The 13,132-nt window shown below is 61.9% G+C and carries 10 protein-coding genes; 5 read left to right on the top strand and 5 right to left on the bottom strand.

Going from position 1 to position 13,132, the window contains the following annotated elements:
- Positions 1–129 precede the first annotated feature (129 nt).
- Positions 130–681, bottom strand: a complete 552-nt coding sequence (locus B8784_RS03620) for an RNA polymerase sigma factor (protein ID WP_084396261.1) — start codon at positions 679–681, stop codon at positions 130–132.
- A 273-nt stretch (positions 682–954) separates the two neighbouring features.
- On the bottom strand, positions 955–2,841 hold the full coding sequence (locus tag B8784_RS03615) for an ABC transporter transmembrane domain-containing protein (protein WP_158085562.1): 1,887 nt from the start codon (positions 2,839–2,841) through the stop codon (positions 955–957).
- A gap of 35 nt (positions 2,842–2,876) precedes the next feature.
- Between B8784_RS03615 and B8784_RS21520 the strand changes: the two genes are divergently transcribed.
- The 5 genes from B8784_RS21520 (at position 2,877) to B8784_RS03590 (ending at position 6,914) form a co-directional block, all read left to right on the top strand.
- Entirely contained in the window at positions 2,877–3,056 is a 180-nt protein-coding gene (locus B8784_RS21520; protein WP_084396259.1) for a hypothetical protein, read from the top strand.
- An 84-nt stretch (positions 3,057–3,140) separates the two neighbouring features.
- Positions 3,141–3,959 (top strand): amino acid kinase family protein, encoded by an 819-nt coding sequence (locus B8784_RS03605; protein WP_158085561.1) that lies wholly within the window; start codon positions 3,141–3,143, stop codon positions 3,957–3,959.
- Between the two features lie 105 nt (positions 3,960–4,064).
- Positions 4,065–4,961 carry an SOS response-associated peptidase family protein gene (locus tag B8784_RS22130; RefSeq protein WP_084396257.1) on the top strand — a complete coding sequence of 299 codons (897 nt, stop codon included), beginning with the start codon at positions 4,065–4,067 and terminating at the stop codon, positions 4,959–4,961.
- A gap of 13 nt (positions 4,962–4,974) precedes the next feature.
- Positions 4,975–6,474 (top strand): group II intron reverse transcriptase/maturase, encoded by a 1,500-nt coding sequence (gene ltrA, locus B8784_RS03595; protein WP_084396256.1) that lies wholly within the window; start codon positions 4,975–4,977, stop codon positions 6,472–6,474.
- Positions 6,453–6,914, top strand: coding sequence for an SOS response-associated peptidase (locus B8784_RS03590; RefSeq protein WP_324611909.1), 462 nt, complete (start codon positions 6,453–6,455; stop codon positions 6,912–6,914). The genes ltrA and B8784_RS03590 overlap by 22 nt, the downstream gene beginning before the upstream one ends.
- Positions 6,915–6,921: 7 nt before the next feature.
- Here the strand turns inward: B8784_RS03590 and B8784_RS03585 are convergent, their stop codons facing one another.
- The 3 genes from B8784_RS03585 to B8784_RS21515 form a co-directional block, all read right to left on the bottom strand.
- Positions 6,922–8,496 (bottom strand): hypothetical protein, encoded by a 1,575-nt coding sequence (locus B8784_RS03585; protein ID WP_143435272.1) that lies wholly within the window; start codon positions 8,494–8,496, stop codon positions 6,922–6,924.
- Positions 8,497–8,687: 191 nt separating this feature from the next.
- Positions 8,688–12,242, bottom strand: a complete 3,555-nt coding sequence (locus B8784_RS03580) for an error-prone DNA polymerase (protein ID WP_084396253.1) — start codon at positions 12,240–12,242, stop codon at positions 8,688–8,690.
- Positions 12,239–13,132 (bottom strand): DinB/UmuC family translesion DNA polymerase (locus B8784_RS21515; protein WP_456077613.1); only part of this gene is annotated, 894 nt, incomplete at its 5' end. The genes B8784_RS03580 and B8784_RS21515, both read right to left, overlap by 4 nt.

Below are 13,132 nucleotides of genomic sequence, written 5' to 3'. Positions count from 1 at the left end.
CCGCAAGCCATTCGCGAAACTGCGGATCGGCCTCGTTGCTCGCGCCATCATCGAAGCGAAGGCGCCACGCGGCGGCTTCGGCGGCGGCGCGGGCCCGCGCTTCGTCTTGCGGTGTCTGATCCGGTGTCGTCATTGCTCGCCAACCGCCTCCGCCACGCGGGCATAGGCCTTCATGAGGTGCTTCTCGACCGCGCTCACGGAGATGCCGTAGACTTCGGCGATCTCTCCATATTTCATCTGCTCGAAGCGCCTCAGCACGAAAATGTTGCGAGTCTGCTCGCTGAGGCCCTTGAGCGCATCGATGACGCGCGCGAGCTCCTGCTTGCCCTGAAGGACGCGCTCGGGGCTGATTCCCTCAGTGCTCTCCTGCCTGATTTCGAGGTCGGCATGGTATTTCTTCTTCACCGATGCGTGGCGATGGCGGTCGGCAAGAAGGTTTCGCGCGGTCTGGAAGATGAAAGCGTCCGGCTGTTCGAGCCCGTCGTTGCCGCGCCGCTGGACGACGCGCAGCAGGACCTCCTGGGCGAGATCCTCGGCTTCGCTGAGGTCGGAGGTGCGCCGCCGGAAGAAGGACATGAGCGGCGCGCGGTAGCGCTCGGAGAGCGCCTGTTTCAGGCTCTCGTCTGATTTGCGATCCTGCTTGGACGCAACCGCTCCGCCTTGGTCCCCGGCGTTCGCCATCCAGTCCTTTCCCGCCGGCGGGAGGCAAGCTCCGGCCGGCCCGGCGGGTCACCCTTTCGGGCGCGCACGATAGTTTGGAAGGAAGACGGCCGGCACGCAAATCCACTCAGTCAAAAACTTCAAAAAACACGCGGCGCGGCCCGCCAGCCCCTGTCCGGCCCCGCCGCAGGCGCGAACGGGTCCGCAGAATGTCCCGCGCCGCAAGCCGGCGCCGGGCGCTAAAATGCGCTGCCCATGCCGGAACCGGGCTGGTCTCCTCCGGAACGGGCGAGTTCAGCTTCGGCCGTCGCCCTCTTCCCCATCCCGGCCGTCCTCCCGTTCGGTCTGCGCGCGCCAGAGCCCCGCATAGAGGCCGTCCCGCGCGAGGAGGTCGCCATGCCGGCCGCGCTCGGCGATGCGGCCATTGTCGAGGACGATGATGTCGTCTGCCTTGACGATGGTGGAGAGCCGGTGCGCGATGATAAGCGTGGTGATGCCGCGCGCAGCGGTGGCGAGGTTGTCGACGATCTCCGCCTCGGTCCGGGAGTCGAGCGAGGAGGTCGCCTCGTCGGCGATGAAGAGCCTCGGCTGCTTCAGCGAGGCCCGGGCGATCGCGACGCGCTGTTTCTCGCCGCCAGAGAGTTTGAGGCCGCGTTCGCCGACAATCGTGTCGAAGCCCTCTGGCAGTTTCTGCACGAGCGTATCGAGGCTGGCCAGGCGGGCGGCGCGCTCGACGTCTTCGCGTGCGCTTTCATAGTCTGGAAAGCCGATATTGAAGGCGAGGCTCGCATTGAAGAGGGAGGTGTCCTGCGGGACCACCGCGATGAGACGCCGGAGATCGGCTGCGGGATAATCCGTCAAGGGAACGCCGTCGAAGAGGATGCGGCCGGCGTCCGGTTCATAAAAGCGCAAGATCAGGCGCACGATGGAGGACTTGCCGCCGCCGGAGGATCCGACCAGGGCGGTCACTGATCCCGGTTCGATCGCGAAGCTCAGATCGTCGAGGACCGTGCGGCCTTGATTGTATGAGAAGGTGACGTTCTCGAAGACGATGCGCGCTGGTCCGTCACCGCCAGCGTCCCGCGTTCCGGTTCCGCGGGCCTTGGGTTCCGGGTCTTCGTCGAGCAGGTCGAGCATGCGTTCGATATAGGCGGCCCCCTGGCCGATATCGCGGATGCCGAAGCCGAGAAGTTCCAGGGGGCGGACGATCTGGAGCATGTAGGTGTTGACGAGCACGAAATCGCCGATGGTCATGGCGCCGGCCTGGACGCGTGTGACGGCAAGCCACAGGATGGCGGCGAGGCCCGCCGCGAACACCACCGCGATGGCGGCGCCATTGGCGAAGCGCGTGCGGTAGAAGGCGCGCCAGCGCCCTTGCGTCGTTGCGAGGGTATCATCGTAGCGGCGGGTGACGGCGTCCTCGCCGGAGAAGGATTTCACCGTCTCGAAATTGAGAAGCCCGTCAGCGAGCTGGGCGTTCGCATCGATGCGCGCGGCCGAGAGCGCCCGGCTCGCCCGCAGGACTTTTCGCGCACCGTCGGTGAAGACGATCCCGTAGCCGAGCGCGCAGGCGGCGAAGACGGCGAGGAACACCCAGTCGAAGAAATGCGCGAGGATCGCCGCCATGATGACGATTTCGATGAGGCCCGGCAGGATGGTGAACAGGGCGTGCTGCATGACGAGCCGGTAGCCTTGCAGTCCGTTTTCGAGGGTCTGCGCGATGGCGCCGGTTGCGCGCTGAAGGTGAAACCGCATTGGCAAGGCCATGACATGGGCGAAGAGCTTTCGGCTCAGCTTGCGGCTGATCGATTGCTCGGCCCCGCCGAAGAGGAGCATGCGCAGCTCGCCTGCGAGGCGACCGAATGCTTGCGCACCGACATAGGCGGCGAGGACAAGGAGCGGCGCGAAGACGAGGCCCGAGATTTGCGCGGGAGAACCCTCGCCCGATAAGGTGTCGATCAGGATTTTCAGGGCGACAGGCCCCAATGCAGACAGCGTGGACGCGGCAACAACACAGAAGAAGGCGGCCGTCAGCCGGGCGATCTCCGCCCGGCCCAGTTCGGGACGGATGGCGTTGAGCGCTCTTTTGAGATTTCCGGTCGTTTTGCTTTTGGAGTTGGGCAGCGCCTTTGCTTTCGGTGGTGATTGACAGGAGCCCCACAATAAACCTGAAATAGACATGCGCACAGGCATTTTACGGCGCGAGCGCGTCATTCATGAAGATTTGTCTGCGCACCGGGCGATCCCCGAAATCCGAGCGCGCCTCGCCGCCCGATCAGGAGCGTTTTGCCATCCCGCTGCATGTGGGCGAGCGCCGTTTCGCGGCGCCGTGTTTTGCGCACGCGGAGTTTTCTTCCAAACTAGGCGGCGCGGCGGATACGCCCGCCCTCAGGTAAATGCGCATCGGACCTTGAGCATTTTGGCCTCTCAACCGTCTTATTTAGGGAGGGATGCTCCATTCCTCCATCAGGTGCCCACCGATGATCCGCGGCGCGCTGCCGGTAGAGCGCGCCGCGGCTGTTTCATCGACTGGGCCGGGGCAACAAGACGGGCGCAAAGCGCTGCGGGGAAAAGGCGTGCCGGTGCGCATCGTCAAATATGGCAGTTCGGTGCTGCGCTCGTTCCAGGATGTGGGGGATGTGGCGGACGACATTCTGCGACTGCGCGGCGCTGGCGACGCGCTGATCATTGTCGTGTCGGCGTTTGAAGGACGGACATCGCATCTCCTCAGCGAAGCACGGATGTTTGGCCTGTCTGAGGATCACGCTGATTTTGCGAGGCATGTCTGCATCGGAGAGATTGAATGCGCCGCCGCCCTGCTCGGCGCGCTCAAGGCGCGGCGTGTCGATGCAGTGAGCGTAACGCCCACCCGCATCGGATTGAGAGCACGCGGCGCGAGAACCGACGCCGAGCCCGAGAGTGTCGACCGCGATGCCGTGATCGGCCTCCTTTCGGCCTCGCCCGTGATGATCGTGCCGGGCTATAGCGCCATTGATGAGCGCGGCGAGACTGTTCTGCTCGGCCGCGGCGGCAGCGACCTCTCTGCGGTGCATATCGCCGCGCAACTCGGCGCTGCCCGCGCGACCCTGATCAAGGATGTCGATGCCGTCTATGACCGCGATCCGAACCGTCATGTGGGCGCTAACCGCCTGCTCAGCATTGACTATGCGAAGGCGCTCGAAATCGGCGGCACACTGATTCAGCCCAAGGCGCTTCGTCATGCGCAAGCCAAGGGCGTTGCGGTCGAGATCGCGGCGCTTGGCAAGCCGCCGGGCACGATCATTTCGGACGAGCCATAAGACGCCGGTTCGGGCACGTCCGGCAGGTCCTGGATACGCGACGGCGCCTTTTGAGGCTTGCGTGCACGCTTGCCAGCCGAGCGCACCCCTTTGTATGGTCACTCAATGTGCGGACGCTTCTGGAATTCGCTCTCCTGGGAAGAATATCGCGACTCGCTCGATCTGAAGGGCGCGCCGCCGGATACGAATTTCCGGCCGAACTGGAACACGGCGCCGACCCATAATGTCCTCATCTGCAGCGAACATGATGGCGAGCGCCGCATCGAGCAGATGAAATGGGGCCTCGTCCCGCCCTGGATGAAGGAGAAGCCGAAATTCTCGACCATCAACGCCAAAAGCGAAACGATCGAGGAAAAGGCGACCTGGAAGGCATCCCTCAACAAGCTGCGCTGCGTCGTTCCGATCAGCGGTTTCTATGAATGGGTGCGACGTGAAGTCGTATGTGTGATTGTCCGGCGGTTCCATCCGGCCGGACCTGCTGTCCCATCAGCAGTACCCTACGAGGTAGGGCGGCGAGGTAACAAGCCGTCTAAAAGCCCTCGGACAATGTATCCTGCCGTCTCCCGACGGCTGCCGATCCCGCGAGGGAGAAGCAGGTCTGCAAGCATCACGCGGATAAGGGCTAGGGTGGATGGCATGGTTAGCAGAAGCGAACTTCCAAAGGCGTCGTCAAGAAAGAAGGAGTCCAAGGTGCTGTCAGACTCCGAGGTGCGGTCGGTACGGGTGTCCCATTCTCACCCGTCATGGGCAAAACGGCCGTCGGCGTATGAGGAGGAACCTAACCCAATCCCGTCACACATACGGAACACGGTAAGCCCGTACTGCCCCAGAAATGGAAGCCAACCCGTAAGGGGCGGTGACAGCAGTGCGGGTAAACGATGGAGGAGAAAGCGAACGCCAGGTTGTAATAATCTGGATACGGATTGCGACATTATCCGGCGCGAAAGCAGGCAAACTTCCTCCAGGTCTCCCGTCACGAGACCATCCGGCAAATCGGCCTAACAGGGTAAAGCAGATGACAGCGAAAGCTGGTGCGACCTTGAATCAAAGCCTAGACTGGGACGCCATTGATTGGCCAACCGCCGAAGCTGCGGTGCGCCGACTCCAGATACGAATCGTGAAGGCAGTGAAGGCTGGCAGATGGAACAAGGCGAAAGCCTTGCAACGTCTGCTGACGCGCTCGGCGAACGCTAAGTTGCTGGCGGTTCGACGAGTGACGCAAAACGACGGGAAGAACACGCCCGGCGTGGACAACGAACTCTGGGATAGTCCCCGGAAAAAGGTCGCGGGAGTCAGATCGCTAAAGGCGCGAGGCTATCAGCCAAAGCCCCTGCGGCGCGTTTACATTCCCAAGGCCAATGGCAAACGCCGACCGCTGGGGATTCCGACGATGAAAGATCGGGCCATGCAGGCTTTACACTTGCTGGGTCTCGACCCTATTGCGGAAACGACAGCGGACCCATCGTCATACGGCTTCAGGACGGGACGGCGTTGTGCTGACGCTATCGAAAGATGCTTCAGCAACTACGCCCGTCCCGCGAAAGTCTGGTTGCTGGAAGGGGACATAAAAGGTTGCTTCGACAACATCAGCCACGCGTGGCTTATCAAGCATGTCCCTATGGACAGCACGATACTCCGCAAATGGCTGCAAGCGGGCTTCCTTGAAAGGCAGGTATTCTACGACACCGTCTCCGGCACGCCGCAAGGCGGCATCATCTCACCCGTATTGGCGAACCTTGCTTTAGACGGGCTGGAGCAACGATTGCGGGATGCGTTCCCGCAACGCGGCCCCGGCTCATACCAAGGGATAGCCGCACGCGTGCGACTGATCCGCTACGCGGACGACTTCATCGTGACCGGCGCTTCGAAAGAAATGCTGGAAACCAAGGTGAAGCCGATAGTCGAAGACTTTCTGAGCGAGCGCGGTCTGGAACTCTCTCAAGAGAAGACGACCATCACTCATGTCTCAGAAGGCTTCGACTTCTTGGGACAGAATGTTAAGCGATACTCAAACGGGAAGCTTCTCATCAAGCCTTCCCGGAAAAGTATCCAAACGCTTCTATCCCGTGTGCGGAGCTTAATCGTTGAATACAGAGGTGCTAGCGCCCGTCAGGTGATAATCCGGTTGAATCCTATTATCCGGGGGTGGGCGAACTATCACCGCCATGTCGTCTCTAAACGCATCTTTGCGCGGATCGACGCCGAGATCTTCAATATGCTTTGGAAATGGGCGCGGCAACGCCACCCACGAAAAAGCAGGAAGTGGATTAAGGCAAAGTACTTCGACCGTGTCGGAATGCGTGACTGGTGGTTCTTCGGCACGCCAGTTCGTTCACGCGCTCGCACATCGCGCGTGCGCTTGTTCCTTGCATCTCGTGTTCGGATCGTTCGGCACACGTTAGTGCGCCAAGGGCTCAATCCCTACGATCCTGACTGGTTCGCATATATGGACCAGCGCTCTCGTTCTCGCCCGACCGTGACCGTGTCCAGACCGTGGGCATTTGTGGAGGCTTGAGCCGCGTGAGTTGGAAACTCTCATGCGCGGTTCTTAGAGGGGGGACCGCCGGAAACGGTGGTCCCCTACTCGAGCGGCGAGGCCCGGGAAAAGCCAAGCAGGCTTATGCAATCAAGCGCCGGGACGGCCAGCCCCTGCTGATGGCGGGTCTGTGGGCCTTCAATGAAAAGGTGGATCCCGATCAACCTCAAAGTTTCACGATCATCACCTGCGAAGCGAACACTGTGATGGGGGCCGTCCATGACCGGATGCCGGTCATCCTCGATCCTGCCGATCTCGACCTCTGGCTCGGGCCGGAACCCTGGGGCGACGCGCACCGGGCGCTGCTGAAACCCTGCCCCGATGAATGGCTGACGGCCTATCCGGTCACGAATGATGTCGGGTCGGTGAAAAACAATCACCCGGACCTGATCGATCCTGAAGGCGATCCGATATTCTAGGTTTCGACTATGTTTTCGGTCCCGCAATCGCAAGCGTAGTGGTGCTGGATGGGGGCAAGCCTGAAGGCTTCTCGGCGCGCACCGTGTTGAAGGTTTCGAACGTATCGGGGAATGCCGCAAGCGGGTGATCGAAAAAGTGCTCGCGCAACGCATCTGCAATCTTCTTTTCCTTACCCTTTGTTGCAAGTTCGAGCACCGCCTTACCATCCTTCCAGTCGATGAGCGTGCGCGTTCTGTTTGCCTTTTCCCGTTTCAAGAGCGCCAACGCGGCTGAATCAAAAGTGCCGCTCGTCCAAAGTTCAAAACGGTGCTGAGCCTCACGAAAAGACGAATGGCTAGCCAGGTAAGCACGCATGGTCGGAATCTTCGAAAGCCAATTCTGAACCTCCTCCGCGGTAATGACGCCCCCAGGTTCTTTCCCTTTGCATTCAATACACGTTACAGCGGAATCCATGGATTCTACTTTTAGCACGTCTATGTCCGCAGTTTTGTTTGTTGCAGGGTCGCGGGCAATGACGCCCATATCAATCGATTTGGCATCGCGTCGCGCCAGATATCCTGCAACAAGCTCGAACAGGACGCCTCGAATATTTCCGTTGCGGCCGTTGATTTGCGACAGGTCATTGACCAGCCCAACGATCCGGTCCGAAGTTTCGGACGATGCGTAAGCCGCCACGTTTTTAAGGGTTTGAGCAAGCGAAGAAATCGCCGCTCCGACACGCGCGCCGAAGAGGCCTCCGGGAGTTGCAAGACTGATACCTGCGGCATGGCCTGCAGTCAGCGCAGGTCCGGTGAAGCTCTCGGCGACCAGCATAGGCATGACGCGCGGCCCGTTTCTCAGAGCCCGCAAGACAGCAATCTTTCGAATAAAATATTGGATATGATGTGCGTCGAGAGTGCCGTCAGCGAATACATCTGCAACCAGAAAACCAGGCCGGCCACCACTGTTTTGCAGAGGCGCGAACCAACTCGGGCCGGCCAAGTCGAATTGGAAGGGACCGATCGGGACGAGGTTTGGATCATTACGGATGGCAATGGTGTTGTAACTCGCGAAGCCAAGGTTGCGAGCCCATTCACGCATGCCATCGAGCACGATCATCTCCGCTTTGGAGCTCGTTTCTACAGGATAATAAAGTTCCGGTTGATAGCGAAAGAGCGTGCGATTTGCATCGTCAGTTTCGATTGAAAGAAAACTCGCTTTCACGAGTGTTTCCAGCACGCGCTCTGCGTTTAGCTGGCCCTTCGTCGGGCGAGCTGGAGCGCCACTGATTACGGTAAACTCATCCTTGGTAAGCCGTCGTCCGCGCGCCAGCATGCCGTCGATGGCGCACGCGAAAATTGAGCCGCTTCCTCTTAAGTCGCGGAGGAAATTATCCCAAAAAATATCGCGATTGCGTTGGGACTCCAAATAGAAGAAGGCTTCCTTCTTCGGCAATAGGCGTAGAGGAAAGCGCTGCACTGGCGGCTGGGCACGCGACAAGCGCTGTCGGGCATTTTCGGCTGTCATGCCCGTTTTTTGAAGTTCGGCAGCGAGGACGGAGCTTCGCGTAGGACCGTTTCGACTGAGATAGTCCTCGATCAATGTTAAATATCCGAGCTTTGTCACACTGCTTAATTTATTAATATTACTACCTTACGGGTCGGCGATTTTCAAGCGCACAAATAGATCAAATAAAACAGTATCTTATGGGCACGAATTGTGTGCGGGTCGAAGCCGGAGTGTCACAGAGGTCTTTTTCAGACGCTGCTCGGTCGTGTCAAATCTCCCGAACCTCAATGAAAATCCCGGCTGTAGAAGAGCTTGTTCGCCTGCTCCCGAGGGTGGCGCCCTCCCGCCCCGTAGCGCAATTGCTGGGCGCGCTGCATCTCGGCGGTGATCTCGTCAGAGAGCGGCTTGCGTTCCGGCCGTTTCGGACCGTATTCGCCTGCCGGCGCCGGGCGTTTCACATCGTCGGCATTGTCATGGGACGGATCGATCATATGGCCGAACCCGTCGGCGTCGCCGAGCGTGTCGAGCAGGAAAGAGAGATCCTCTATCCGCGCCGCGATGATATGGGTGACGATGCCCTCGCGCTGCAGCTTGCCGGTGATCTTGAGGAGCCGTCCGGTCATCACGGATTTGCGGTGCTTATCGAAGGTCTTCGGCCAGACCACAATGTTCGAGACGCCGGTATCGTCTTCGAGGGTGAGGAAGATGACACCGCTCGCCGTGCCGGGCCGCTGACGCGTGATGACGAGACCGGTCACGCTCATCCACTGCCGGTCGGGCGCGTTGCGCAGCGCCGCGGCGCTGATGAACCCGCCGATTTCGGGGCGCAGCAGCTTCACAGGATGATCGCGCAGGGTGAGGCGCGTCGAGACATAGTCCTCGAAGACTTGCTCGCTGTCGGACATGACGGGGAGCTGCGACGCGATGAGCGGCAGGCCTTCGCCTGTCGTCTCGAACAGCGGCAGCGGCTTGTCGCCGCCAAGCCCCTGCACTTCCCAGAGCGCTTCGCGGCGATTGAGGCCGTATTCGGCGAAGGCGTCGGCGCCGGCGAGCTTTGCAAGCACGGAGCGGGTTAGGCCTGCGCGTCGCCAGACCGCATCGATGGAGCGGTAGCCATTGCCGCGGGCGGCGGCGAGCCAGTGACCGTCTTCTTCCCGCATACCCTTGATCTGACGGAATCCGAGACGGACGGCGAGCGATCCGTCGCCGGCCGGTTCGAGGACATTGTCCCAGAAGCTCGCCTCGACGCAGACCGGCAGGACCGTGACGCCATGGGCGCGCGCATCGCGCACGATCTGGGCGGGCGCATAGAAGCCCATGGGCTGGGCATTGAGGAGCGCGCAGCAGAAGACTTCCGGATGATGGCGCTTGATCCAGGAGGACGCATAGACGAGCAGTGCGAAGCTCGCCGCGTGAGACTCCGGAAATCCGTAGCCGGAGAACCCTTCGAGCTGTTTGAAACAGCGCTCGGCGAACGTCCGGTCATAGCCATTCATCAGGCATCCGGCGACGAAGCGTTCATGAAACGCTTCAACGGATCCCGGCCCGCGAAAGCTTCCCAAGGCACGGCGCAGCTGATCGGCCTCGGTGGCGGTAAAGCCCGCCGCAATAATGGAGATCTGCATCGCCTGTTCCTGGAAGAGCGGCACGCCCAGCGTCTTGGCCAGCACGGGTTCGAGCTCTTTTGAAGGATAGACCACGGCTTCTTCCTTGCGGCGGCGCTTGATATAGGGGTGAACCATGTCGCCCTGGATCGGTCCCGGCCGGATGATCGCCACCTCGATGACGAGATCGTAGAAACAGCGCGGGCGCATGCGCGGCAGGAAGTTCATCTGGGCGCGGCTTTCGACCTGGAAGACGCCCACCGTGTCGGCGACGCAGAGCATGTCATAGACGGCCGGGTCTTCCTTCGGCAGCGTGGCGAGTGTGTAAGGCGCGGCCTTCCAGGTCTTCAGAAGATCGAAGGCCTTTCGGATGCAGGTCAACATCCCGAGCGCCAGCACGTCGATCTTCAGCATGCCGATGACGTCGATATCGTCCTTGTCCCATTCGATGATGGTGCGGTCGGCCATGGCCGCGTTCTCGACGGGACAGAGTTCATCGAGCCGGCTGCGGGTGATGACGAAGCCGCCGACATGCTGGGAGAGGTGTCGCGGAAAGCCGATGATCTCCTGCGTCAGGGCGAGGGTCTGCCGCAACCGCCTGTCGGAGAGGTCGAGCCCGGCCGCCTTGGCGCGCTCGTTTGCGATGGCCTCGCTGCTGGTTCCCCAAACCTGGCTTGCAAGGGCGGCGACCGCATCTTCGGAGAGCCCCATCGCCTTTCCGACCTCGCGGATCGCGGCGCGCGAGCGGAAATGGATGACGGTCGAGCAGATGCCGGCGCGATGACGACCGTATTTCTCATAGATGTGCTGGATGACTTCCTCGCGCCGTTCATGTTCGAAATCGACGTCGATATCGGGGGGCTCGTTGCGCGCGGCCGAGATGAACCTCTCGAACACCATGGTGATGGTCTCGGGCGAGGCTTCCGTAATGCCGAGGGCGTAGCAGACCACGGAATTGGCGGCCGATCCCCTGCCCTGGCAGAGAATGCCTTTCGAGCGCGCGAAATCGACAATGTCGTGGACGGTGAGGAAGTAGCGCGCATAGTCGAGCTCGGCGATCAGGGCGAGCTCCTTCTCGACCAGCGCGCGCACCGGGGGTGTCTCGCCGTCCGGATAGCGGCGCTTCATCCCCTCTTCGGTGAGGAGACGCAGATGTTCATTCGGCGCCATGCCCCCGGTGATCTCTTCCGGGTATTCGTAGCGCAGCTCGTCCAGTGAAAACGCACACCGTTCTGCGATCGCGCCCGCGTTCTGCACCGCTTCGGGATAGTGACGGAACAGCCGCCGGATCTCGAATTCGGACTTGATGCGGCGTTCGCCATTCGGGAGCGCGCGGCGTCCGAGCCGGTCGATGGTACTCTTCTCGCGGATACAGGAGAGGATGTCGGCGAGGCGGCGCCGGTGACCGGCATGCATGAGGACGTCGCCCACCGCCGCCAGCGGGGTGGCTGTCCTTCGCGCGAGATCCGCCCGCGCAGCAAAGTGCGCGTCGTCGCCGCCATCATAGCGCGGCGCCATGCCCACATGGACATCGTCTCCGAAAGCTGCCCTCAGGCGTTCGATGACGGTGTCGAGATCGACACCCCCGTCGAGGCCGAACTGTTCACGATCAGGCCTGGAGGAGTCGACAGGGTCGACGGCGTGATCGCCAATGCCGGCGATATGGGCGGCGGCGCCATGCTGCTGCTGCTTGTCAGTATCGGCATCGGCGGCATCGGCGCAGGCCGCGTGATCCTGCTGGTCATCGCGATTGGCGGCATCATCATGATGATGATCATCATCGACGGTGGGGGCGTCATGACCGGCGTCATACGGATCGTGATCGATCGCATCATGAAGAAGAAGCCGATCATCACCATCATCACCCAGAACGATGAACACGCACTCCCTGCCCCATTCGATGACATCGTCGAGCCCAAGCTCGCATTTGCCCTTTTCGGTGCGGCGCTTGCCGGTGGTGAGCAGACGGCAGAGATTGCCATAGCCCGTGCGGGTTTTCGGATAGGCGAGGATGTCGGGCGCGTCGGTAAGGCTTAGGCGCACGCCGACAATGAAGCGAAGCCCCAGCTCCTTCGCGGCGGCATGGGCGCGCACGATGCCGGCGAATGTGTTGCGGTCGGTGATGGCGATCGCGGCAAGCCCGAGCTCCTTCGCCCGCGCGACGAGTTCCTCGGCATGCGAGGCGCCGGTCAGGAAGGTGAAATTGCTGGTGACGCAAAGTTCAGCATAGCTCATGGGAACCGCCCCGCCACATACCAGGCCGGCGGCGTCCGGCCGGGCCAGGTCATGAGCCAGAGCCGCGGTCCTGCCGTGGTCTCCACCCGCCAGTAATCGCGCAACGGCGTGTCGTCGTCGCGCCACCACTCGCCCGAGAGACGCTCCGGTCCGGTCGCGGCCACTATGTCATAGCTGCGCCGGCGCCACTGGAACCGGAGCGGCGGCCGGCCGGGCGTCTCGACGCGGACGGGTTCGGGCGGATGATAGAGCCGCAGGGGCCGCAGCCGCGGCGACGGCGTCCAGGCCGGCTCTTCGGCGCAATCCATCGCCTCGATGGTTGTGAATTCGCGTTCCGGCAGGTGACTGTCGCCGGGCGCAAAGAGCCGGACGCGGTCGAAGCCGAGCCGGTTGCCGAGCGTCGAGATGAGATCGGACCGGTCGTCTTCGCGCTCGGTCTGTTTGTCGAAGGCGGCCTGACGCGGATGCAGGGGCTCGACGTTTTCGGCGACCAGACGGAAGAGGTCGGCGCCGAAGGCGAGGCTGAGCTTGTCGAGCGGGGTCCGGAACTGTTGCAGCACGGCGGCGGGGGCCGCGTTCGGTTTCGCAAAGCCGATGGTCATCTGCTGATCGCTGGCGTCGACGGGCCGGATGGTGAGGCGGTAGCGGCGCGCGCCGCACTGGGCGGCGGCAAGGCGTCCACACACAGACTCGGCGAGACGCAGGATCACGCGTTCAAGATCGTCCAGCCGGCCGATCGGTTCGGGCAGCGTGGCGCGCGCCGCATAGACCGGACCGGCGCTTTTCGGAATGACGGGATCGGGCGCGCGGCCGAGCGTGCGGTCAAGCGCGGTGGTCAGGTCGAGGCCGAAGCGGCGTGCAAGTTCGACGGATTTGACCGTGTAGAGCTG

It is taken from the genome of Henriciella aquimarina (assembly GCF_002088975.1).
GTDB classification, from domain to species: domain Bacteria; phylum Pseudomonadota; class Alphaproteobacteria; order Caulobacterales; family Hyphomonadaceae; genus Henriciella; species Henriciella aquimarina.
Note: the sequence above shows the minus strand (reverse complement) of the source record. Positions and strands in the feature narration are given on the sequence as shown.